General features: G+C 62.8%; 22 protein-coding genes. 13 read left to right on the forward strand and 9 right to left on the reverse strand.

Going from position 1 to position 23,509, the window contains the following annotated elements; genetic code table 11:
* Positions 1 to 341 precede the first annotated feature (341 nt).
* The 6 genes from gcvH (at position 342) to M5B42_RS14445 (ending at position 7,458) form a co-directional block, all read left to right on the forward strand.
* Complete coding sequence (gene gcvH / locus M5B42_RS14420) at positions 342 to 719, forward strand: glycine cleavage system protein GcvH (protein ID WP_152741312.1); 378 nt, start codon at positions 342 to 344, stop codon at positions 717 to 719.
* A gap of 9 nt (positions 720 to 728) precedes the next feature.
* Positions 729 to 3,578, forward strand: a complete 2,850-nt coding sequence (gcvP, locus tag M5B42_RS14425) for an aminomethyl-transferring glycine dehydrogenase (RefSeq protein WP_248746248.1) — start codon at positions 729 to 731, stop codon at positions 3,576 to 3,578.
* A 79-nt stretch (positions 3,579 to 3,657) separates the two neighbouring features.
* Entirely contained in the window at positions 3,658 to 5,034 is a 1,377-nt protein-coding gene (locus tag M5B42_RS14430; protein ID WP_248746249.1) for an L-serine ammonia-lyase, read from the forward strand.
* Positions 5,035 to 5,093: 59 nt separating this feature from the next.
* The gene (gene gcvT, locus M5B42_RS14435) at positions 5,094 to 6,218 is read left to right on the forward strand and encodes a glycine cleavage system aminomethyltransferase GcvT (RefSeq protein WP_248746250.1); all 1,125 of its coding nucleotides are present in this window, start codon (positions 5,094 to 5,096) and stop codon (positions 6,216 to 6,218) included.
* A gap of 426 nt (positions 6,219 to 6,644) precedes the next feature.
* On the forward strand, positions 6,645 to 6,857 hold the full coding sequence (locus M5B42_RS14440; protein WP_003175786.1) for a cold shock domain-containing protein: 213 nt from the start codon (positions 6,645 to 6,647) through the stop codon (positions 6,855 to 6,857).
* Between the two features lie 115 nt (positions 6,858 to 6,972).
* Positions 6,973 to 7,458, forward strand: coding sequence for an RDD family protein (locus tag M5B42_RS14445; protein WP_103494224.1), 486 nt, complete (start codon positions 6,973 to 6,975; stop codon positions 7,456 to 7,458).
* A gap of 63 nt (positions 7,459 to 7,521) precedes the next feature.
* On the opposite strand, the gene M5B42_RS14450 is transcribed toward M5B42_RS14445, so the two are convergent.
* From M5B42_RS14450 to rpoE, 4 genes are all read right to left on the reverse strand, one after another.
* Positions 7,522 to 8,955 carry a DegQ family serine endoprotease gene (locus tag M5B42_RS14450; protein WP_247263209.1) on the reverse strand — a complete coding sequence of 478 codons (1,434 nt, stop codon included), beginning with the start codon at positions 8,953 to 8,955 and terminating at the stop codon, positions 7,522 to 7,524.
* 206 nt (positions 8,956 to 9,161) lie between these two features.
* Positions 9,162 to 10,139: a MucB/RseB C-terminal domain-containing protein gene (locus tag M5B42_RS14455; protein ID WP_248746251.1), complete on the reverse strand. Its 978-nt coding sequence runs from the start codon at positions 10,137 to 10,139 to the stop codon at positions 9,162 to 9,164.
* A gap of 8 nt (positions 10,140 to 10,147) precedes the next feature.
* Positions 10,148 to 10,741 carry an RseA family anti-sigma factor gene (locus tag M5B42_RS14460; protein WP_103498292.1) on the reverse strand — a complete coding sequence of 198 codons (594 nt, stop codon included), beginning with the start codon at positions 10,739 to 10,741 and terminating at the stop codon, positions 10,148 to 10,150.
* Between the two features lie 31 nt (positions 10,742 to 10,772).
* Positions 10,773 to 11,354, reverse strand: a complete 582-nt coding sequence (gene rpoE / locus M5B42_RS14465) for an RNA polymerase sigma factor RpoE (RefSeq protein ID WP_017127586.1) — start codon at positions 11,352 to 11,354, stop codon at positions 10,773 to 10,775.
* Between the two features lie 541 nt (positions 11,355 to 11,895).
* On the opposite strand from rpoE, the gene nadB reads away from it, so the two are divergent.
* On the forward strand, positions 11,896 to 13,512 hold the full coding sequence (gene nadB, locus M5B42_RS14470; RefSeq protein WP_248746252.1) for an L-aspartate oxidase: 1,617 nt from the start codon (positions 11,896 to 11,898) through the stop codon (positions 13,510 to 13,512).
* On the opposite strand, the gene M5B42_RS14475 is transcribed toward nadB, so the two are convergent.
* Together M5B42_RS14475 and M5B42_RS14480 are read right to left on the reverse strand one after the other, a co-directional pair.
* Complete coding sequence (locus M5B42_RS14475; protein WP_248746253.1) at positions 13,481 to 13,933, reverse strand: protein YgfX; 453 nt, start codon at positions 13,931 to 13,933, stop codon at positions 13,481 to 13,483. The genes nadB and M5B42_RS14475 overlap by 32 nt on opposite strands.
* Entirely contained in the window at positions 13,917 to 14,171 is a 255-nt protein-coding gene (locus M5B42_RS14480) for a succinate dehydrogenase assembly factor 2 (protein WP_100944438.1), read from the reverse strand. The genes M5B42_RS14475 and M5B42_RS14480 overlap by 17 nt, the downstream gene beginning before the upstream one ends.
* A 151-nt stretch (positions 14,172 to 14,322) precedes the next feature.
* Between M5B42_RS14480 and M5B42_RS14485 the strand changes: the two genes are divergently transcribed.
* Complete coding sequence (locus tag M5B42_RS14485; RefSeq protein WP_248746254.1) at positions 14,323 to 15,264, forward strand: folate-binding protein YgfZ; 942 nt, start codon at positions 14,323 to 14,325, stop codon at positions 15,262 to 15,264.
* A gap of 23 nt (positions 15,265 to 15,287) precedes the next feature.
* Positions 15,288 to 16,109: an HDOD domain-containing protein gene (locus M5B42_RS14490; RefSeq protein WP_103498288.1), complete on the forward strand. Its 822-nt coding sequence runs from the start codon at positions 15,288 to 15,290 to the stop codon at positions 16,107 to 16,109.
* Here the strand turns inward: M5B42_RS14490 and M5B42_RS14495 are convergent.
* Positions 16,106 to 17,497 carry a sensor histidine kinase gene (locus tag M5B42_RS14495; RefSeq protein WP_152741319.1) on the reverse strand — a complete coding sequence of 464 codons (1,392 nt, stop codon included), beginning with the start codon at positions 17,495 to 17,497 and terminating at the stop codon, positions 16,106 to 16,108. The genes M5B42_RS14490 and M5B42_RS14495 overlap by 4 nt on opposite strands.
* Positions 17,490 to 18,161: a response regulator gene (locus M5B42_RS14500; RefSeq protein ID WP_248746255.1), complete on the reverse strand. Its 672-nt coding sequence runs from the start codon at positions 18,159 to 18,161 to the stop codon at positions 17,490 to 17,492. The genes M5B42_RS14495 and M5B42_RS14500 overlap by 8 nt, the downstream gene beginning before the upstream one ends.
* Positions 18,162 to 18,405: 244 nt before the next feature.
* Here M5B42_RS14500 and M5B42_RS14505 point away from each other — a divergent pair, with 244 nt between their 5' ends.
* The 3 genes from M5B42_RS14505 to M5B42_RS14515 are packed head-to-tail and all read left to right on the forward strand — an operon-like array spanning position 18,406 to position 21,418.
* A complete protein-coding gene (locus M5B42_RS14505; RefSeq protein WP_103498285.1) occupies positions 18,406 to 19,386 on the forward strand; it encodes a tripartite tricarboxylate transporter substrate binding protein in 981 nt (326 codons plus the stop codon).
* A gap of 57 nt (positions 19,387 to 19,443) precedes the next feature.
* On the forward strand, positions 19,444 to 19,902 hold the full coding sequence (locus M5B42_RS14510) for a tripartite tricarboxylate transporter TctB family protein (protein ID WP_152741320.1): 459 nt from the start codon (positions 19,444 to 19,446) through the stop codon (positions 19,900 to 19,902).
* A 1-nt stretch (position 19,903) separates the two neighbouring features.
* Positions 19,904 to 21,418, forward strand: a complete 1,515-nt coding sequence (locus tag M5B42_RS14515) for a tripartite tricarboxylate transporter permease (RefSeq protein WP_103498283.1) — start codon at positions 19,904 to 19,906, stop codon at positions 21,416 to 21,418.
* Positions 21,419 to 21,560: 142 nt separating this feature from the next.
* Here the strand turns inward: M5B42_RS14515 and ung are convergent, their stop codons facing one another.
* Positions 21,561 to 22,253: a uracil-DNA glycosylase gene (gene ung, locus M5B42_RS14520; protein WP_152741321.1), complete on the reverse strand. Its 693-nt coding sequence runs from the start codon at positions 22,251 to 22,253 to the stop codon at positions 21,561 to 21,563.
* A gap of 130 nt (positions 22,254 to 22,383) precedes the next feature.
* Between ung and M5B42_RS14525 the strand changes: the two genes are divergently transcribed.
* Positions 22,384 to 23,502: an enoyl-CoA hydratase/isomerase family protein gene (locus M5B42_RS14525; protein WP_103498281.1), complete on the forward strand. Its 1,119-nt coding sequence runs from the start codon at positions 22,384 to 22,386 to the stop codon at positions 23,500 to 23,502.
* Positions 23,503 to 23,509 lie beyond the last annotated feature (7 nt).

Here is a 23,509-nt window from a genome sequence, read left to right on the forward strand (position 1 = left end):
GGGTTATGGCGTGTCTGAGTTATGCACGCCGCACGGGCAGCCCTGAAAGCGACCTCCATCTGTACTGAAAGCGCTACAGCGGAACGATTTCGCTACACTTCAAGCCAATCCCCACTGCACAAGGCTTTGATCCTGTTAGGCTTTTTTTCTGCCCTCCAGCTGTAGCGATTTCGCTACAGCCGCGGCCATCCAGTGTGCGTAAAAAATCCGTAAACCCTTGATTTACAAGCCTCGGGCAGTATTGGCCACAAACTTGCTATGGGAACTCCCATTCAGCGGGACGTCGATCCCGCATCCCCTGCGTCCACCTGACGACGAGTCTGGCCCCCTTAGGAGTTTCCATGAGCGAGTTGCGTTTTACTGAAGACCACGAATGGCTGCGTACCGAAGCCGATGGCAGTGTCACGGTCGGCATCACGGCTTTCGCGCAAAACGCCCTGGGCGACGTGGTGTTTGTGCAACTGCCGGAACTGCAGCAGTACGACAAAGGCGCCGAAGCCGCCACCGTGGAATCGGTCAAGGCCGCCAGCGGCGTGTACATGCCCCTGGACGGTGAAGTGCTCGAATTCAACCCGGCGCTGGAAGACAGCCCCGAGCTGGTCAACGAAGATCCGCTGGGCGAAGGCTGGTTTTTCCGCTTCCGCCCAACCGATGCCTCGGCAGTCGCTAGACTGCTGGATCAGGATGCCTACGACCAACTGATCAAAGCCAACGCCTGAGGAATCGTCATGACTGTCAATCTCAGCACCGCCAACGAATTTATCGCCCGTCATATCGGCCCGCGCCAGGCAGATGAACAGGCCATGCTCGAAACCCTCGGTTTCGACTCCCTGCAAGCCCTCAGCGCCAGCGTGATTCCCGACAGCATCAAGGGCACCAGCGTCCTTGACCTCGGGGCCGGGCAAAGCGAAGCCGACGCCCTGGCGTCGATCAAGGCCATCGCCGCGAAAAACCAGCTGTTCAAGACCTACATCGGCCAGGGCTACTACAACTGCCATACGCCGTCGCCGATCCTGCGCAACCTCCTGGAAAACCCCGCCTGGTACACCGCCTACACCCCGTACCAACCGGAAATCTCCCAGGGTCGCCTGGAAGCGCTGCTGAATTTCCAGACCCTGATCAGCGACCTCAGCGGCCTGCCGATCGCCAACGCCTCGCTGCTCGACGAAGCCACCGCCGCCGCCGAAGCCATGACCTTCTGCAAGCGCCTGAGCAAGAACAAGGGCAGCAACGCCTTCTTCGCCTCCGTGCACTGCCATCCGCAGACCCTCGACGTCCTGCGCACCCGTGCCGAGCCCCTGGGCATCAACGTGGTGGTGGGCGATGAACACCAACTGACCGACGTCAGCCCGTTCTTCGGCGCCTTGCTGCAATACCCGGCGAGCAACGGTGATCTGTTCGACTACCGCGCCCTGACCGAGCGTTTCCATGCGGCCAACGCCCTGGTGGCGGTCGCCGCCGACCTGCTGGCCCTGACCCTGCTGACCCCGCCGGGCGAGTTCGGTGCCGACGTGGCCATCGGCAGCGCCCAGCGCTTTGGTGTCCCGCTGGGCTTCGGTGGCCCGCACGCGGCCTACTTCTCCACCCGCGATGCGTTCAAGCGCGACATGCCCGGCCGTCTGGTCGGCGTCTCGGTGGACCGTTTCGGCAAGCCGGCCCTGCGCCTGGCCATGCAGACCCGCGAGCAACATATCCGTCGCGAGAAAGCCACCAGCAACATCTGCACCGCCCAGGTCCTGCTGGCCAACATCGCCAGCATGTACGCGGTGTATCACGGTCCAAAAGGCCTGATCCAGATTGCCCAGCGCATCCACGGCTTCACCGCGATCCTCGCCAAGGGCCTGAGCGCCCTGGGCCTGACGGTCGAGCAGGACAACTTCTTCGACACCCTGACCCTCAACACCGGCGCCCAGACCGCGGCCCTGCACGAACAGGCACGCGCCCAGCGCATCAACCTGCGCGTCGTGGATGCCCAGCGCCTGGGCCTGTCCCTGGACGAGACCACCAGCCAGGCCGATATCGAAAACCTGTGGAAACTGCTGGCCGGCGGCAAAGCCGTGCCGGACTTCAACGTCCTGGCCGCGTCGGTCGAAAGCCGTATCCCGGCAGCCCTGGTGCGCCAGTCGGCCATCCTCAGCCACCCGGTGTTCAACCGTTATCACTCGGAAACCGAGCTGATGCGCTACCTGCGCAAGCTGGCCGACAAGGACCTGGCCCTGGATCGCACCATGATCCCGCTGGGCTCCTGCACCATGAAGCTCAATGCCGCCAGCGAAATGATCCCGGTGACCTGGGCCGAATTCGGTGCCCTGCACCCGTTCGCCCCGGCCGAGCAAAGCGTCGGCTACCAGCAACTGACCGACGAGCTGGAAGCGATGCTCTGCGCCGCCACCGGCTACGACGCGATTTCCCTGCAACCGAACGCCGGTTCCCAGGGCGAATACGCCGGCCTGCTGGCGATCCGTGCCTACCACCAGAGCCGTGGCGACGAGCGCCGCGATATCTGCCTGATCCCGTCGTCAGCCCACGGCACCAACCCGGCCACGGCGAACATGGCCGGCATGCGCGTGATCGTCACCGCCTGCGATGCCCGCGGTAACGTCGATATCGAAGACCTGCGGGCCAAGGCGATCGAGCACCGCGAGCACCTCGCCGCGCTGATGATCACCTACCCGTCGACCCACGGTGTGTTCGAGGAAGGTATCCGCGAAATCTGCGGCATCATTCATGACAACGGCGGCCAGGTGTATATCGACGGCGCCAACATGAACGCCATGGTCGGCCTCTGCGCCCCGGGCAAGTTCGGCGGCGATGTATCGCACCTGAACCTGCACAAGACCTTCTGCATTCCCCACGGCGGTGGCGGCCCGGGCGTCGGCCCGATCGGTGTGAAGTCGCACCTGACGCCGTTCCTGCCGGGTCACGGCACCATGGAGCGCAAGGAAGGCGCGGTCTGCGCGGCGCCGTTCGGCAGCGCAAGCATCCTGCCGATCACCTGGATGTATATCCGCATGATGGGTGGCGAAGGCCTCAAGCGCGCCTCGCAGTTGGCGATCCTCAATGCCAACTACATCGCCCGGCGCCTGGAAGAGCACTACCCGGTGCTCTACAGCGGCAGCAACGGCCTGGTGGCCCACGAGTGCATCCTCGACCTGCGTCCGTTGAAGGACAGCAGCGGCATCAGCGTCGATGACGTCGCCAAGCGCCTGATCGACTTCGGTTTCCATGCCCCGACCATGTCGTTCCCGGTGGCCGGCACCCTGATGATCGAGCCGACCGAAAGCGAATCCAAGGAAGAACTGGACCGCTTCTGCGACGCCATGATCCACATCCGCGAAGAAATCCGCGCGGTGGAAAACGGCAGCCTGGACAAGGACGACAACCCGCTGAAGAACGCCCCGCACACCGCGGCGGAAATCGTCGGCGAGTGGTTCCACCCGTACAGCCGCGAACAGGCGGTGTACCCGGTGGAGTCCTTGATCGAAGGCAAGTACTGGCCGCCGGTGGGGCGTGTCGACAACGTGTTCGGCGACCGCAACCTGGTCTGCGCCTGCCCGTCGATCGAGAACTACGCCTGACCTCCTGTAGGAGCCGGCTAGCCGGCTCCTACAGGAGACCGTGTCCATCACCATAATAAGAATGATCCCGGAGAATCCCATGTCCCTGAGCGTGTTCGACCTGTTCAAGATCGGCATCGGTCCCTCCAGCTCCCACACCGTCGGTCCGATGCGCGCAGCCGCGCGTTTCGTCGAGGGTTTGCGGCGCGAGCAACTGCTGTCACAGACCACCAGCGTCAAAGTCGAGCTGTACGGCTCCCTCGGCGCCACCGGCAAAGGCCATGGCAGCGACAAGGCCGTGCTCCTGGGCCTGGAAGGTGAACACCCGGATACCGTCGATACAGAATCCGTCGCCGCCCGCCTGCACACTATTCGCAGTAACGGCCGCCTGAATCTGCTCGGCGAACACTCCATCGAATTCAATGAAAAACTGCACCTGGCGATGATCAGGAAACCCCTGGCCTATCACCCCAACGGCATGATCTTCCGCGCCTTCGACGCCGCCGGCATCCAGATCCGCAGCCGCGAGTATTACTCGGTGGGCGGCGGTTTCGTGGTCGATGAAGACGCCGCCGGCGCCGACCGCATCGTCGAGGACAGCACGCCGCAGACCTTCCCGTTCAAAAGCGCCAAGGAACTGCTCGGCCATTGCACCACCTACGGCCTGTCCATCAGCCAGGTGATGCTGACCAACGAAAGCGCCTGGCGCCCGGAGGCGGAAACCCGCGCCGGCCTGCTGAAGATCTGGCAGGTGATGCAGGACTGCGTCGACGCCGGTTGCCGCAATGAAGGCATCCTGCCCGGCGGCTTGAAGGTCAAGCGGCGCGCCGCGGCACTCCATCGCCAGCTGTGCAAGCACCCGGAAGCGGCGTTGCGCGATGCGCTGTCGGTGCTGGACTGGGTCAACCTCTACGCCCTGGCGGTCAATGAAGAAAACGCCAACGGCGGTCGCGTGGTCACCGCGCCCACCAACGGTGCGGCCGGGATCGTCCCCGCCGTGTTGCATTACTACATGCGCTTTATTGCCGGTGCCAATGAAGACGGCGTGGTGCGTTTCCTTCTCACAGCCGCCGCCATCGGCATTCTCTACAAGGAAAACGCCTCGATCTCCGGCGCCGAAGTCGGCTGCCAGGGCGAAGTCGGCGTGGCCTGCTCGATGGCCGCCGGGGCCTTGTGCGAAGTGCTCGGCGGCACCGTGCAACAGGTGGAGAACGCCGCTGAAATCGGCATGGAACACAACCTCGGCCTGACCTGCGACCCCATCGGCGGCCTGGTGCAAGTGCCGTGCATCGAACGCAACGCCATGGGCTCGGTGAAAGCCATCAACGCCGTGCGCATGGCCCTGCGCGGCGACGGCCAGCACTTCGTCTCCCTCGACAAGGTGATTCGCACCATGCGCCAGACCGGCGCCGACATGAAAAGCAAATACAAGGAGACCGCGCGCGGCGGTCTGGCCGTCAACATCATCGAGTGCTGACCCTCATTCAAGGGGAGTGGTTTTGGCCATCCCCTCCACACCCCATTTAAGGAGCTGCAATGTCCACCGAATCCCTGAAGCAAACCCCGCTGCACGCCCTGCACCTGCAACTCGGCGCGCGCATGGTGCCGTTCGCCGGCTACGACATGCCGGTGCAATACCCGTTGGGCGTGATGAAAGAACACCAGCACACCCGTGAAAAAGCCGGGCTGTTCGATGTCTCGCACATGGGCCAGATCCGCCTGGTCGGCGCCGCTGCCGCCAAGGCCCTGGAAGCCCTAGTACCGGTGGATATCATCGACCTGCCGGTGGGCATGCAGCGTTATGCGATGTTCACCAACGAAGCCGGTGGCATCCTCGATGACCTGATGGTCGCCAACCTGGGTAACGACGAACTGTTCCTGGTGGTCAACGCCGCCTGCAAGGAACAGGACCTGGCGCACCTGCAAAAACACCTGGGCCACCTGTGCGAGGTTGTGCCCCTGTTCGAGGAGCGCGCCCTGCTCGCCCTGCAAGGCCCGACCGCGGTCAGCGTGCTGGCGCGCCTGGCCCCTGAAGTGACAAAAATGACCTTTATGCAGTTCGCCAGCGTGCGCCTGCTGGGGGTGGACTGCTACGTCAGCCGCTCCGGCTACACCGGCGAAGACGGTTTCGAGATTTCCGTCCCGGCGGCCAGCGCCGAAGCCCTGGCCCGCAGCCTGCTGGCCGAAACCGAAGTCGAGGCCATCGGCCTCGGCGCCCGCGATTCCCTGCGCCTGGAAGCCGGCCTGTGCCTGTACGGGCACGACATGAACAGCGAGACCACCCCGGTCGAGGCCAGCCTGCTCTGGGCGATCTCCAAGGTCCGCCGCGCCGACGGTGCACGAGCCGGCGGCTTCCCCGGTGCCGAGACGGTTTTTGCCCAGCAGCAACAGGGTGTGTCACGCAAACGTGTAGGCCTGTTACCGCAGGAACGCACACCGGTGCGCGAAGGCGCGGAAATCGTCGACCAGGACGGCCAGGTGATTGGCAATGTCTGCAGCGGCGGCTTCGGTCCGACCCTCGGTGCGCCTCTGGCCATGGGCTATGTAGACAGCTCGCAGGCCGCCCTGGACAGCGAAGTCTGGGCCATCGTGCGCGGCAAGCGCGTACCGCTCAAGGTGAGCAAAATGCCGTTTGTGCCACAGCGTTACTACAGGGGCTGATACAGCGTCTTCAACAGGGGCCGATACCCCTGTTGATACTTACAGTAACAACTAAGCCGACGTTGAAACAGTGCACTACCTTGTCACGCAACCGCCACAAAACAGTGCATATATGCGTCAATGAACTTGCGTTATAACAGTCTAAAATAAGCCCACCCACGTGGATGGCCAGCGACCGCCTGCAAGGCCCTGCAACCCCCCATAAACAGCCATAAACCTGGGGGTTTCGCAGGGCTTGTTTTTTCTCCCGGAGTTGGCGTAGAGTTTCTCTACTGTGTTTGCATGGGTCGCTTGGAATCGTGACCTGGGCAGTAGCCTGAAGTTTGCTACAACCCGTTCGACGCCTCTTACTTTCCTGCAACCCAGCCCAGTACTCTTTCATATGAAAGGGACTGTCATTAATTTTAGCGTCAAGGAAATAAGAAAATGTCCCAACGTCAGAGCGGTACCGTCAAGTGGTTTAACGACGAGAAAGGTTTTGGTTTTATCACTCCAGAAAGCGGTCCGGATCTGTTCGTCCATTTCCGCGCTATTCAGGGCAACGGCTTCAAGAGCCTGAAAGAAGGCCAGAAAGTGACCTTCGTCGCCGTGCAGGGCCAGAAAGGCATGCAGGCTGATGAAGTGCAAGCGGAAGCCTGATCCCCAGGGAGCCCGTTTTCTTGCAATGAAAAGCCCCTGATATTGATATCAGGGGCTTTTTTATGGGCGCAATTTCGTAAACTGGCTTTTTTCAGTCCTCACGGAGAGAGCCACCATGTCAAAACACGTGCTGAGCCCCCAGGGTGATTTCCCCGCCGCCGGCCTGGGCCGTCGCCTGGCCGCGATGTTCTATGATTTCCTGCTGTGCACCGCGCTGCTGATCGTCACTGCTTTTATCTACAAGCTGGTGCAGATGGCGATCGTCGGCGAACAGCAACTGCGCAAGCTCTCCGACGCCGGGGCGCTGGACGGCGATCCGTTGCTGTCGACAATCCTGCTGTTCGTGCTGTTCGGCTTTTTCGCCAAGTTCTGGACCTACAAGGGCCAGACCCTGGGCATGCAGGTCTGGGGCATTCGCGTACAGAACACCGACGGTACGGCCATCAGTCTCTGGCAGGCGCTGCTACGGTTTATCGTATCCATTGCCTCCTGGATCTTCGGCCTGGGCTTCCTCTGGTCGCTGGTCGACAAGCAGAAGCGCAGCTGGCACGACATCTACTCCAACAGCCAGTTGGTCCGCCTGCCCAAACCTTCCAAGTAAACCGGCGCAAAAAAGCCCGCCTGTTTCGAGGCGGGCTTTTTCATACAGCGACTTCAGTCGGGCTTATTCAGCCAATTTGAAGGTAATGAAGCTGGCACGTCCCTGACGCAGTACGCGCATGGACACCGAACGATTCTTCGGCAGGGCCTTGGCAATGTCGGTGAACTGCGCCGCGCTAGTGATCGCCTGGTTGTTCAGGTGGGTGATCACATCGCCCGGTTGCAGGCCGATCAAGGCCGCGGGACCGTCCTGGACATCCTTGATGACCACGCCCCCCTTGAGGTCGTTGTCTTTCTTCTGCTCATCGCTCAGCTCGACCACGGAAATCCCCAGGCGGTTGCTGCTGCGCTCGGCACCGTTGGCCTTGGCGAGATCCATTTCCTTGCCTTCGTCCGGAATCGCACCGACCGTCAGGTCCACGGTCTTGCGCTTGCCTTCACGAATCACTTCCAGGGATGCCTTATCACCGGCCTTCAACGCGCCGACCAGATGCGGCAGGTCAGCCGACAGCTCGATCGGCTGGCCGTTCAGGCTGAGGATCACGTCACCGACCTGCAGGCCACCCTTGGCCGCCGGACCACCGTCCTGCACCTGGGCGACCAGGGCTCCGGCCGGTTTATCCAGGCCGAACGACTCGGCCAGGTCCTTGTTGACCTCCTGGATCACCACGCCCAACCAGCCACGGCTGACCTTGCCACCGGCCTTCAGTTGGTCCGAGACGTCCATGGCCACGTCGATCGGGATCGCGAAGGAAACCCCCATGAAGCCACCGGAGCGGGTATAGATCTGCGAGTTGATCCCGACCACTTCACCCTTGAGGTTGAACAGCGGGCCACCGGAGTTACCCGGGTTGATCGGCACGTCGGTCTGGATGAACGGGACATAGTTCTCGTTCGGCAGACTGCGGCCCACGGCGCTGACGATGCCCTGGGTCACGGTATGGTCAAAGCCAAACGGCGAACCGATGGCCACCACCCACTGACCGGCTTTCAGGTCCTTGGACTTGCCGAGTTTGAGGGTCGGCAGGTCCTTGCCGTCGATCTTCAACAGCGCCACGTCGGAACGTGGGTCAGTGCCCACCAGCTTGGCTTTGAGCTCGCTGCGATCAGCCAGGCGTACCACGATCTCGTCGGCATCGGCGACCACATGGTTGTTGGTCAGGATGTAGCCGTCCTTGGAGATGATGAAGCCCGATCCCAGGGACTGGGCTTCACGTTGGCGACCGCCGCCACCGCCACCACCTTTCGGACTGCGCGGCTGCGGGAAACCGCGGAAGAATTGCTGGATTTCCGGCGGCAGGCCTTCTAGCCCCTGCATGTCGGAAACCTTGCGATCCGGCAGTTTCTGGGTGGTGCTGATATTGACCACCGCCGGCGAAGCCTGCTCCACCAGTTCGGTGAAGTCGGGCAAGTCAGCGGCCTGGGCGGTCATCGCCTGGCCGAGCACCAGGACGGTGGCGACAATGGACAGATAAGACTTCAAGCGTGGTATCGACATATGGCTCCCGTGAACAACGAGCATGATTAAGCGATAGGCCCTTGCAAGCCCCAGGCATGAAACACCGGGACTTTCGGACCGGAAACAGCAAACAAGGCCAGAGCTGAGGGGCTCTGACCTATAGGAAAATTCAGGGATATTTGCAAATGAATTTGATCACCAAACATTTCTGCACCAGCCCCCCACAGACCTCATGATTCAGCAGCTCACTGCTTGGCCTGCGCATTGCCGGAACGCATGGACAGAGCAATCCGTTCGGCCGTACCGATGGGAATCTCACCCACCACCGTGACCATGATGTCGCCGCTCGGCGTGGTCAGGTGTCGCGACACCGCGACCGTCGGCCCCAACTGGGCCCGGGCGTCGGTTACCGTGGCACCGTTGAGGGGCTCAAGGAACACCGAAAAACGCGACAGACCGTCGTCATACATCAAGCTGCTGACCTCGACCTTGGTGGCCGGGTCGACCCGCGCCGTGCTGCTGACCAGTTCGAAACCCGGCGGCAGCCAGTCCGAATGCCACAACTGGGCCACCGCTGCTCCCAGTGCCTGCACCTTGGGCTGGGCCTGGTTGGTCAACAGAACCACCGGCTTGCACTCGGCACTCGGCTGTACCTGGCTTTCCTCGGGAGGCTGGGTGGTATTCAATTCGGTAAACTGGAAACGCTCCAGCAACTGCCCCTTGTCATTGAGCAACAATGACTTCAAGGGCAAGCCGGTCTCACGATCCAGATGCAGTTCAAAACCATAACGATGCTGGTCACGCGGCGTCAGCGAGACCACCACGGCGGCACGACCGGCCACCCGCGACTTGCCGACGACGGCGATGTCGTACCAGGTCTTGAGGGTCTGGGTGTCCAGGGAGCGGGTATGGGAATCGGGCATATCGCCGAGCCCCGCCACCAGCGCACCACTGACGCACTGGGTATGACCATCGACGCGAACAACCTCTTGTGCCGAGCCATCGAGCTGGATCAGACGCTCACGAACCTTGCCATCGCGCACCAGGTGCCAGATGCCATGGGTAGAAAAACTACCGTTGCGCTCGTAGACGAAAGTGCCCTGAAAGCTTTGCTGCTGCTCGGCTTGCCCAAGACGGTTCAACCAGTCCTGGGCCTCATCGGCCTGGGCTGGAAGAACCCACCAGCCACTGAGCACCAGCGTTAGAAGAGGTAGCGCGCGCATGATCCTCCTTAACGGTTTTCCAAGCTGGCGGCACGGGCGTAGGGCAGAGCGCTTTCAGAGCCCTTGAGTGCGGCCTGTTGCGCATGCTGGCGCAGATAGCCTGGCAAACGCTGATCGTGCCAGCCGGACTGGCCTTGCTGCAGCACGCCGTTGGCCATCGGGCCGGTCGACTGGTCGCTGCTTTCAGTGTAGCCGGCCAGCACCGCCGGGCCCTTGGCCGTAGGGGCAACCAAGCCTGGCTGGTTCGATTGCTGGGCCAGTTGGGCACCGACAATGTCATCCTGGTTGTACAGACGCACACCGGCCAGTACGGCCAGGGTGACCGAGGCCGCGACGGCCAGGCGACCGAGGGTACGCCACGGACCGCGAGTGTTTTTAGCCGGGACTTCTTCGCCGGCCAGGGCCGCGGAAACGGCCGAGGCCAGGTCCAGGCGCGGGTCCAACAGTTCCTTGTGCATCACTGCCCGGGCGATTTGGTAACGAGACCAGGTGGCACGGGTCTCGGCATCGTCAAGGGCATTGAGCACCCGACGCAATTCCAGTTCGTCCGCTTCGTTATCCATCACCGCGGACAGCGATTCCTGCAGGGCTTCACGACTCATGGCGGTTCCTCTCTTGGCTGTCGCCGCTGTCTCAGGTTTCCTGCAACAACGGCTGCAGGGCTTTATCGATGGCCTCCCGAGCGCGGAAAATCCGGGAGCGCACGGTGCCCACCGGACACTGCATGACGGCTGCAATGTCCTCATAACTCAGACCGTCGAATTCACGTAAAGTTAAAGCCGTACGCAAATCTTCTGGCAATTGCTGGATGGTCCGATGGACGGTGCCTTCGATCTCATCCCGCAACAATGCACGCTCCGGCGACTCGAGGTCCTTGAGGCCATGATCGCCGTCGTAGAACTCCGCGTCCTCTGAACTCACATCGCTGTCCGGTGGCCTGCGACCGCGGGACACCAGGTAGTTCTTCGCCGTGTTGATGGCGATGCGGTAGAGCCAGGTGTAAAAAGCACTGTCACCGCGAAAATTGCCCAATGCACGGTAGGCTTTGATAAAGGCTTCCTGTGCAACGTCCTGGGCTTCATGGGTGTCGTGCACGAATCGCACGATCAACCCGAGAATTTTGTGCTGATACTTCAGCACCAGCAGATCAAATGCCCGCTTGTCGCCGCGTTGAACGCGCTCGACCAGCTGCTGATCCTCTTCCTGGGTTAGCATGAACACTCCTCATAGGACCTGAAGGAGGCGTGCATCGCGAATTGACCAGGCTTGCAAACATAGACTCGGGCTTCTGGCAAAAGTTCTCCCCCTTCAAGCAAGTTTCCTGTGGCCCGCCGAACGGACACACACGAAAAACGCAGCACGGCCAGCGCCGACTGCGTGAATAATCTGGTCGTCGAATCTGCTTGCGAAGGCCGTCTCAGGCACCTCGCATAAAGCCGACGCTGTCCCCTTCTTTCAGGCACCCCGCATGGGAGCCCGGAGCCCCGTAAAAGTTCCCGGAACCCCCTGCGAGTAATGGCATTGTAATGGCTGTGCTGACCACGGCTGCCTGAGCCTTGGTTATAGCTGAAAAATCATTGCCTTACCCTGCAAAAGCGCATGCATGGCGGCATGGACTGGCGCACACTCAGCGCCCACAGCCCTTTCACAATGCCACAAAGGCCCGGCTATTGTGCCGCTCCCCCCAGCCATATACTAGTGGGCTGTCGGGCGGGGCCCGGCAACTGCCCCCGGGCGCTTTTTTCGGATGTTTCTGATGAGCCGACATTTTCAACACGATGTGCTGGTGATTGGCAGCGGTGCCGCCGGCCTGAGCCTGGCCCTCACCCTGCCCAGCCATCTGCGCATTGCCGTCCTGAGCAAAGGCAACCTGGCCAACGGTTCGACTTTCTGGGCCCAGGGCGGAGTCGCCGCGGTGCTCGACGATACCGACACCGTGCAGTCCCACGTCGAGGACACCCTCAACGCCGGCGGTGGCCTGTGCCACGAAGACGCCGTGCGCTTCACCGTCGAGCACAGCCGCGAGGCCATCCAGTGGCTGATCGACCAGGGCGTGCCGTTTACCCGCGACGAAGAGGCCAGTGCCGATGACGGCGGTTTCGAGTTCCACCTGACCCGCGAGGGCGGCCATAGCCATCGACGGATCATCCATGCCGCCGACGCCACCGGCGCGGCGATCTTCAAGACCCTGCTGGAGCAAGCCCGCCGGCGGCCCAATATCGAGCTGCTGGAACAACGGGTCGCCGTCGACCTGATCACCGAAAAACGCCTGGGCCTGGCCGGCGACCGCTGCCTGGGGGCCTACGTGCTTGACCGCGGCACCGGCGAGGTGGACACCTATGGCGCGCGTTTCACCGTGCTCGCCTCGGGCGGCGCGGCCAAGGTCTATCTCTATACCAGCAACCCCGACGGTGCCTGCGGCGACGGCATCGCCATGGCCTGGCGCTCGGGCTGCCGGGTGGCGAACCTGGAGTTCAACCAGTTCCACCCCACCTGCCTGTATCACCCCCAGGCCAAGAGTTTTCTGATCACCGAGGCCCTGCGTGGCGAAGGCGCGCACCTGAAGCTGCCCAACGGCGAACGCTTCATGCCGCGCTTCGATCCACGGGCCGAACTGGCGCCACGGGACATCGTGGCCCGGGCCATCGACCATGAGATGAAGCGCCTGGGTATCGACTGCGTCTATCTGGACATCAGCCACAAGCCCGAAGCCTTTATCAAGGCGCACTTCCCGACGGTGTACGAACGCTGCCTGGAATTCTCCATCGACATCACCAAAGGCCCGATCCCCGTGGTCCCCGCCGCGCACTACACCTGTGGCGGCGTGCTGGTGGACCAACAGGGCCGTACCGATGTGCCCGGCCTGTACGCCATCGGCGAGACCAGCTTCACCGGCCTGCACGGCGCCAACCGCATGGCCAGCAACTCGCTGCTCGAATGTTTCGTCTACGCCCGCTCGGCGGCGGCGGACATTCTCCAGCAACTGCCGCAGATCGCCGTGCCGGCCGCCCTGCCGAGCTGGGATGCGAGCCAGGTGACCGACTCCGACGAGGACGTGATCATCGCGCACAACTGGGACGAACTGCGGCGCTTCATGTGGGACTACGTCGGCATCGTGCGCACCAACAAGCGCCTGCAACGGGCGCAACATCGGGTGCGCCTGCTGCTGGACGAGATCGATGAGTTCTACAGCAACTACAAGGTCAGCCGCGACCTGATCGAGTTGCGCAATCTGGCCCAGGTCGCCGAACTGATGATTCGTTCAGCCATGGAACGCAAGGAAAGCCGGGGCCTGCATTACACCCTCGACTACCCGGACCTGCTGCCCGGGGCGCTGGACACTATCCTGGTGCCGCCCACCTACGTCGGCTGAACTTCAGGCGTACGCGCAGGCACCGATGCACATCCGGCGCCTGCGCATCCCAGGGGACACACAGCGCACGGACCCGGCGCTCGCCCGGCAGGCGAAAACGCAACAGCACCAGCCACGGCAGGGCCAGGCTGTCGCGGCACAACTGCACCGGCTGCCAGCCAGCGGCCTGGCTCCACAGCTGCCAGCCCTGCTCGTCACGGCGCAAGCCGGTAAAAGCCGACGGATGGCTCAGCAGCAACTGCCGTGGCAACACCCAGGCGCCATGCAGCAGGCACAGCAAAGCCCCGGACAGACTGGCCCAGCGCGGAATATCCAGCAGACAAAGCGAAACCAGCGAAAGGCCCAGGGCCCCGAGATACACCGCCGGCAGCAGCCGTGAGGCCTGCCAGCGGCATTCGAACAGATTACTTGGGCTGGACACGATCCAGGATCATGCGAACCATTCGCTGCAACTCAGGATCTTCCGATTCGGAGCGCTCCATGAACCAGCCGAACATGTCCTGGTCCTCGCATTCGAGCAGGTTGCGATAGCAGTCGCGGTCAGCCTGGCTCAGATGCGGGTACACCTCCCTGACGAACGGTACCAGCAACACGTCCAGCTCCAGCATGCCGCGCCGGCTGTGCCAATAGAGGCGATTGAGTTCTACATCTTCGACCATGGAGCGCTCCTCAAATTTGAGCGCAAGTATACAGCCCTGCGCGCGTGCGGACAGTCGGCTTTGGTCGGGGGCACGGGCACTGTTGTGAACTACCCATTTGCCAGGCGCCCCTCTATGATGTCTCCCATCCTTTATTCCGCTGCGATGACCCATGGCCGATTCCGCTTTTTTCTGCACGCTGACCCACGAAGGCGTTCTTGCCGTCCGCGGCTCCGACGCCGCCAAGTTTCTCCAGGGCCAGCTGACCTGCAACCTCAACTACCTGAGTGACGTGCGGGCCAGCCTCGGTGCCCGCTGCACGCAAAAAGGCCGCATGCAGTCGAGCTTCCGTATCCTGCTCGAAGGTGACGGCGTGCTGCTGGCGATGACCGGCGAGCTGCTGGAGCCGCAACTGGCGGACCTGAAAAAATACGCGGTGTTCTCCAAATCCAAGCTCACCGACGAAAGCGCCGGCTGGGTCCGTTTCGGCCTCGGCGACGGCGACGCCGCCTTGCGCGGCCTGGGTCTTGAGCTGCCGACAGAGACCGACGCGGTGGTCCGCGCGGACAATCTGATCGCCCTGCGGGTTTCCCCGGGACGCAGCGAACTCTGGGTTCCAGCGGATCAGGCCGCCCGGGTGCGCGAGCATCTGGCCGCGCAACTGCGCGAAGCCGATCTGAACACCTGGCTGCTCGGCCAGGTGCGTGCCGGTATCGGCCAGGTCATGCCGCAGACCCGCGAACTGTTTATTCCACAAATGCTCAATTTGCAGGCGGTCGGTGGCGTAAGCTTCAAGAAAGGCTGCTATACAGGGCAGGAAATCGTCGCCCGCATGCAGTACCTGGGCAAGCTCAAGCGCCGCCTTTATCGTCTGGCGCTGGTGGCCGACCAGCTGCCGGAACCGGGTAGTACGCTGTTCGCTCCCTCCCATGGCAGCGCCATCGGTGAAGTGGTGATCGCCGCCCGAGCGGAAAATGGCATTGAACTCCTGGCCGTTCTGCAAGCCGAAGCTGCGCAGGAAGGTCATGTGCACCTGGGCGACTTGCAAGGTCCGGCCCTGACATTACTGGACTTGCCCTATCAACTGGACCGCGACAGCGAAATCCAGCGTTAAACGCACCGCCCTAGAGAATTGAAATGAACAAGCTGGCGGAAAAGGTCCAACGGGATTTGGTCAAGGCCATCGACAACGATGACCTGGTTCTGCCGACCCTCCCGGAAGTGGCCCTGAAGATTCGCAAGGCGGCGGAAGATCCGGAGATCAGTGTCAGCACCTTGAGCAAAGTGATCGGTGGCGACACTGCCTTGTCGGCGCGCCTGATCAAGGTGGTCAACAGCCCGTTGCTGCGGGCCAGCCATGAAGTTACCGACCTGCACACGGCTATCACCCGGCTGGGCGTCAACTACAGCAGCAACCTGGCCATCGGCCTGGTCATGGAGCAGATTTTCCATGCCCGCTCCGAGGTGGTGGAACAGAAGATGCGCGAGGTCTGGCGCAAGAGCCTGGAGATCGCCGGGGTCTGCTACGTGCTGTGCCGCAACTTCACCCTGCTCAAGCCGGACCAGGCGGCGCTGGGTGGGCTCGTGCACCAGATCGGCGTTCTGCCGATCCTGACCTATGCCGAGGACCACTATGAGTTGCTCGCCGATCCGCTGAGCCTGGATCATGTGATCGACAGCATTCACCCATTGCTCGGCGACGAGTTGCTGAAGGTCTGGGAGTTTCCGGAGATGCTCGCCAAGCTGCCCGGGCAATACCTGAACCTGGAGCGTGACAGCAAGGGCGTCGACTATATCGGCCTGGTGCAGATCGCCAGTGTGTTTTGCCATCAGGGCACGGCGCATCCTTTCGGGCAAATCGCCCTGGGTGATTTGAAAGCCTTTATCAAGCTGGGGCTGGATGCGCAGAGCAGCGCCCTCAGTGACCAGCTCAACGAAGCGCGGGAGATGTTCCGCTAGACTGATCCGGCGATAAAGCTCACACGGACCTTCAAACCGTGGGGCTGGGCCTCATGCAGACTGATCTGCGCCAGATGCGCCCGACAGATCTCGCCGACAATCGCCAAACCCAGCCCAGCACCGACGCCCTGCTGATGACGCCGGTAAAAACGCTCGAAGACCCGTCCCCGCTCCTCCAACGGAATCCCCGGCCCGTCGTCCTCGACCTCCAGCACCGCCGGCAAGCCGACCCGCAGGATCACATTGCCACCGGACGGTGTATGGGCCAGGGCGTTGTCCACCAGGTTGCTCAACAACTCGTTGAGCAAGGTCGGCTCACCCCGCAACCACACCGGCTCGTCGGCCTCCAACGCCAACGCCACACCCCGCGCATGGGCCAGCGGCGCCATCGCCATGCCCAACTCCCGCGCCAGCTGACTGAGATCGAGCAACTGCGCGCCGCCCTCGGCAATCGCCCGCGCGCCATTTTCGATCCGCGCCAGCGACAGCAACTGGTTGGCCAGATGGGTCAGGCGATCGGTACCCTGGGCCGTGGTTTCCAGGGTCTCGCGCCAGATCGCCGGCTCGTTCGCCCGCAAGCCCAGCTCAAGACGCGCCTTGAGCGCCGCCAGCGGCGTGCGCAGTTCATGGGCGGCGTCGGCGATAAACTGCCCCTGGCGCTCGAACTGCCGACGCAGGCGTTCGGTGAAGTGATTGAGCGAGCGCACCAATGGCCAGAGTTCATGCTGCACCTCCACCAGCGGCAAGGGCCGCAGATCGTCCGGCTGGCGCTCTTCCACCGCCGCACGCAAACGCTCCAACGGACGCAAGGCCGCGCTCACGGCAAAGCCCACCAGCAGCAACGCGCCACCCGCCAGCATTCCCAGGCGCAGCAGGGTGTCAGCCATCAGGCTACGGGCCATGTTGACCCGGGCTTCATCGGTTTCGGCCACGCGGATTTCCGCCATGCCGTTCATGTTCGGCTCGCTGACCGCCTTGAGCAGGCTCACCACCCGCACGTTCTGCCCGCGATATTGGCCGTCGTAGAAGCGCGCCAGCGCCGGATAGTCATCGGTGCGCGGCGTGCCGGGCGGCGGTGCGGGGAGGTTTTCGTAACCGGAAATCAACTGCTGGTGGATGTCGTTGACCTGGTAGTAGATCCGCCCGGCGCTGTCATAGGCAAAGGTGTCCAGGGCCACGTAGGGCACGTTGGCGCTCAGGCTGCCGTCGCGTTGCGAGAGGCCGGCGGCGATGGTCCGCGCCGAGGCCAGCAAGGTACGGTCATAGGCCGTATCCGCCGCTTCGCGACCGTTGTAATAAGCGCTCCAGCCGCTGGCGAGCATCAATGCCACCAGCAACAACGCCAGGTTCCACAGCAGCCGCCAACGCAGGCTGCCGGCCTTATGCATCGCGGTGTTCCAGCAGATAGCCGAGGCCACGGAAGGTGACGATGACCACCGCCTGGCCGTCGAGCTTCTTGCGCAGGCGGTGCACGTAGATCTCGATGGCATCGGCGCTGGCCTCCTCGTCCAGGCCAAAGACCTGCGCGGCCAACTGCTCCTTGCTCATCACCCGACCCGGTCGGGCAATCAGTGCCTCGAGCACCGCTTGTTCGCGCGAAGTCAGGGTCAGCAGTTCGTCACCGAGGCTGAAACGCCGGGTGTCCAGGTCGTAGACCAGCGGCCCACAACGTTGCTGGCGCTCACCGCCGAGCACGCTACGGCGCAGCAGCGCCTTGACCCGTGCTTCCAGCTCAGTGAGTTCGAACGGCTTGGCCAGGTAATCGTCGGCCCCCAGGTTCAGGCCATGGACGCGGTCCTTCACATCACTGCGCGCGGTGAGCATCAGCACCGGCAGGTTCTTGCCGCGGGCGCGCAAACGGGCCAGGACTTCAAAACCGTCCAGGCGCGGCAGGCCCACGTCGAGGATCGCCACGGCGTATTCCTCGCTGCTCAAGGCCAGGTCGGCGGCCACCCCATCGTGCAGCACATCCACGGTCAAACACGCGCTCTTGAGCGCCTGGGCAACACTTTCAGCCAGTTGGGGATGGTCTTCGACCAGAAGCACGCGCATGGATTTCCTACCTCGACCGGGCTGACTTAAACGCCCTTTTGGCCGGGAGTCTACCGGATAAACAAAGCGCCGCTAGCCATCGCCGGCCGAGTTCAGCGGACCTTTTGCGCTGAAAGCCTGGTGAAAGGTTGACCCATTAGAGTCCCCTCACGGACAGTGACGACCACCGTCGGAGCAGGTCCTTGGAAACCCGAAAACGCCTCGATGCGTTTTCGTTCGAATAAGAACAATAATGGAGTCACCCATGATGTTGCCATTGCGCACCTTCGCCCTCGCCGCCGGCTGCCTGCTGTTTGCCGGACACCTCTGCGCCGCCGAACCCAAACGCCCCGAATGCATTGCCCCGGCCTCCCCCGGCGGTGGTTTCGACCTGACCTGCAAGCTGGCGCAAAGTGCCCTGGTCAACGAAAAGATCCTCAGCAAACCCATGCGTGTCACCTACATGCCCGGTGGCGTCGGGGCCGTGGCCTACAACGCCGTGGTCGCCCAGCGCCCGGCCGATGCCGGCACCCTCGTGGCCTGGTCCAGCGGTTCGCTGCTGAACCTGGCGCAAGGCAAGTTCGGCCGCTTCGACGAAGGCGCGGTGCGCTGGCTGGCGGCCGTCGGCACCAGCTACGGGGCCATCGCGGTGAAAAGCGACTCGCCGTATAAAACCCTCGACGACCTGGTCAAGGCGCTGAAGGCCGACCCGAGCAAGGTGGTCATCGGCTCCGGCGGCACCGTCGGCAGCCAGGACTGGATGCAGACCGCGCTGATCGCCAAGGCCGCCGGGATCAACCCGCGTGACCTGCGCTATGTGGCCCTCGAAGGCGGCGGTGAAATCGTCACCGCGCTGATGGGCGGACATATCCAGGTCGGCAGCACCGACATTTCCGACTCCATGCCCCATATCCAGAGCGGCGATATGCGCCTGCTGGCGGTGTTCGCCGAAAAGCGCCTGGACGAAGAGGAAATGAAGAACATCCCCACCGCCAAGGAACAGGGCTACGACATTGTCTGGCCGGTGGTGCGCGGTTTCTACCTGGGGCCAAAGGTCAGTGACGAAGACTACGCCTGGTGGAAAGCCGCCTTCGACAAACTCCTGGCCTCGGAAGACTTCGCCAAGCTGCGTGACCAGCGCGAACTCTTCCCTTTCGCCATGACCGGCCCCGAGCTCGACACCTATGTGAAGAAACAGGTCGCCGACTACAAGGTGCTGGCCAAGGAATTCGGCCTGATCCAGTGATCATCCGCGCCTAGCGTTCGCGCCCCTGCAAAGGGGCGCGCCACAGGAGTTCGTCCCATGCTTTTACAACGACTGTTTGCCGTCGTGTTGCTGCTGGCCTGCGCCGGCCTGGCATTGATGGCCTGGCCCTATCAGGCCGCATTTTCCTACGAACCGGTCGGCCCCCGCGCCTACCCGCTACTGATGCTCGGCCTGATGGGCCTGGGCTTGCTGTACCTGCTGTTTCGTCCCACCCCCATTGTGCACAGCGAAGAAGAGCCGCCGCTGGACCCTGCCACCTTGCGCAAGATCGGTGTTTGCGTGGTGCTGTTGCTGGCGTTCGCCGCCACCTTCGAATCCCTGGGTTTCATCCTCAGCAGCATCCTGGTGGGCATCCCCATGGCGCGCCTGTACGGCGGCCGCTGGTTGCCGAGCGCGCTGATCATCAGCCTGATGAGCATCGGACTTTATCTGCTGTTCGATAAAGCCATGGACGTGCCGCTGCCCCTCGGATTGCTCGACGTACTGGAGAACTGACATGGATACTTTCGGCTATCTGGGCCAGGGCTTCGGCGTCGCCCTGAGCCCCTACAACCTGGTGACCGCACTGTGCGGGACCCTGATCGGCACCGTCGTCGGCCTGCTCCCGGGCCTGGGCCCGATCAACGGCGTGGCGCTGCTGATCCCGATTGCCTTCGCCCTCGGCCTGCCGCCGGAGTCGGCGCTGATCCTGCTGGCGGCGGTGTACCTGGGTTGCGAATACGGCGGGCGGATCAGCTCGATCCTGCTCAATATCCCCGGCGAAGCCTCCACCGTGATGACCACCCTCGACGGCTACCCCATGGCCCGCCAGGGCCTGGCCGGCGTAGCCCTGTCGCTGTCGGCCTGGAGCTCGTTTATCGGTGCCTTTATCGCCACCTGCGGCATGGTGCTGTTCGCCCCGTTGCTGGCGAAATGGGCGATTGCCTTCGGTCCGGCGGAGTACTTCGTGCTGATGGTCTTTGCCATCGTCTGCCTTGGCGGCATGGCCGGCGACCGACCGCTGAAGACTTTTATCGCGGCGCTGATCGGCCTGTTCCTGTCGAGTGTCGGGATCGATGCCAACAGCGGTGTGTACCGTTTCACCGGCGACAATATCCACCTCACCGACGGCATCCAGTTCGTGGTGCTGGTGCTGGGCCTGTTTTCCATCAGTGAAATCCTCCTGCTGCTGGAAAAGACCCATCGCGGCCAGGAAGCGGTGAAAGCTACCGGGCGGATGATGTTCAACTTCAAGGAAGCCGCCTCGGTGTTCGTGGTGAATATCCGTTGCGGCCTGCTGGGTTTCATCATGGGCGTGTTGCCGGGTGCCGGCGCGACACTGGCCAGTGCCGTGGCCTATATGACGGAAAAACGCCTGGCGGGTGCCAGCGGCACCTTCGGCCAAGGTGACAAACGTGGCCTCGCCGCACCGGAAACCGCCATCGGCGCCTCGGCCTGCGGTGCCCTGGTGCCGATGTTGACCCTCGGCGTCCCCGGTTCCGGGACCACGGCGGTGATGATCGGCGCCCTGTCGCTGTACAACATCACCCCCGGCCCGCTGTTGTTCCAGCAGCAGCCGGACATCGTCTGGGGCCTGATCGCGTCATTGTTTATCGCCAACGTCATGCTGGTGATCCTCAATATCCCGATGATCCGTATCTTCACCCGCATCCTCGCCGTGCCGAACTGGGCGCTGGTGCCGGTGATCGCCATCATCACCGCGATCGGGGTCTACGCCGTCCATGCCACCACCTTCGACCTGTTCCTGATGGTCGGCATCGGTATCTTCGGCTATATCCTGCGCAAACTGGATTTCCCGCTGTCGCCGGTATTGCTCGGCTTTATCCTCGGCGGATTGATGGAGTCGAACCTGCGCCGGGCGCTGTCGATTTCCAACGGTGCGCTGGAAATTCTCTGGTCGAGCCCGATCACGGCGGGGGTCTGGGCACTGACGGCGATCATGCTGCTGATGCCGCTGCTGCGGATCTGGCGCAAGCGTTCGGCCCAGCGCCGCGCATTGGCGAATGCTTGAGAACTGACGAACTGTCACTTCTCCCTGTAGGAGCGAGCTTGCTCGCGATGGTGGTCAACGATAACGCGGGTAGTCTGATACCCCGTGGTGTCTGGTCGTCCATCGTGAGCAAGCTCGCTCCTACAGGGGGTGGGCAAGACCGTCAGAGCGGCGGCAAGGCCCACTGAATCGGCGCCAGGCCGTTCTGCTCGAGGAACTTGTTGGTCCGGCTGAAATGCCCGCAACCGATAAACCCGCGATAGGCCGACAACGGCGACGGGTGCACCGACTTCAACACCAGGTGCTTGGTCGCGTCGATCAGCTTCTGCTTGCCCTGGGCATGGGCACCCCACAGCAGGAACACCAGTTTGTCCTGACGCTCGCTGACCACCTCGATAATCCGATCGGTAAAGAACTGCCAGCCACGATTGGCGTGTGAGGCGGCGATGCCGCGTTCCACGGTCATGGTGGTGTTGAGCAACAACACGCCCTGTTCGGCCCAGCTTTGCAAGTAGCCGTGCCGGGGAATGTCGATATTCAGGTCGCGCTGCAATTCCTTATAGATATTGACCAGCGACGGTGGCGCCGGAACACCTGGCTGCACCGAAAAGCACAGGCCATGGGCCTGACCGGGGCCGTGGTAGGGGTCCTGGCCGATGATCACCACCTTCACCTGATCCAGCGGCGTGGTGTTCATGGCATTGAAGATCAGCGGGCCCGGCGGGTAGATCTCTTTCCCGGCGGCACGCTCCTGGCGCAGAAATTCTCGCAACTCGCTCATGTAGGGCTTGTCGAACTCTTCACGGAGCGCCTGCTTCCAGCTGGGCTCGAGTTTGATGCGGTCTTCGTCGGTCATGATCGTGTCCGGAAATAACAATGGGGCGGACACTAGGAAAGCCCATCACGCTTGTCAATTGATCCGCGACAGAACCGGCACTTTCCCACACAAGGATCATACTGTGCATTCAACGAGTAGCGAGGTCACGATGAACCTGCATTTCGAAGAGCTCACCGGTATCAACGGTGCCCGCCTGGGTATCGCCACCCTGGATGCCGAACACACCCTCAACGCGCTGTCCCTGCCGATGATCCAGGTTCTGGACGAACGTCTGGAGACCTGGGCGCGGGATCCGAACATTGCCTGCGTGCTGTTGCGCGGCAACGGCGCCCGGGCTTTCTGCGCCGGCGGCGAAGTGCGCAGCCTGGCCCAGGCCTGCCAGGCGCACCCCGGCGCCGTACCTCCGCTGGCCAGCGTGTTCTTTGCCTCGGAGTACCGCCTCGACTATCGCCTGCACACCTATCCCAAGCCGGTGCTGTGCTGGGCCCATGGTTATGTCCTCGGCGGCGGCATGGGCCTGCTGCAAGGCGCATCCATTCGTATCGTCACCCCGAGCAGCCGCCTGGCGATGCCGGAGATCGGCATCGGCTTGTACCCGGATGTCGGCGCCAGTTGGTTCCTCTCGCGACTGCCGGGCAAGCTGGGCTTGTTTCTCGGCCTGACCGGCGCGCAGATGAACGCACGCGACGCCATCGACCTGGGCCTGGCTGACCGGCTCCTGGCCGACGATCAACAGGAAGAGCTGATCGAAGGGCTGTTGCAACTCAATTGGCAGGAACAGACGGCGATGCAGCTCAACAGCCTGCTCAAGGCCCTGGAGCGTCAGGCCCGCGATCAGCAACCGCAGCCGCAGGCGCAATGGTTGCCGCTACGCGATCGCATCGATGAATTGCTGGATGTCAGCGATGTGCACTGTGCCTGGAAGGCCATTGCGCAATTGGCCGAAGACGCCGACAAACGCCTGGCCCGGGCGGCCAGGCAACTCAAGGAAGGCTGCCCGCTGACCGCGCACCTGGTCTGGGAACAGATCGCCCGGGCCCGGCACCTGTCGCTGGCGCAGGTGTTCCAGATGGAATACACCCTGAGCCTCAACTGCTGCCGTCATCCGGAGTTCAGCGAAGGCGTGCGGGCACGGCTGATCGACAAGGACGGCGAACCGCGCTGGCATTGGCCGGATATCGCCGCCGTGCCGGAAGCGGTGGTCGAGGCGCACTTCCACAAGGCCTGGGAGGGACGTCACCCGCTGGCGGACTTGTCGGACTACTGATCGAAGT

Origin of the sequence: Pseudomonas sp. MWU12-2037 (genome assembly GCF_023242345.1) — a bacterium.
In the GTDB taxonomy this organism is placed as follows: domain Bacteria; phylum Pseudomonadota; class Gammaproteobacteria; order Pseudomonadales; family Pseudomonadaceae; genus Aquipseudomonas; species Aquipseudomonas gingeri_D.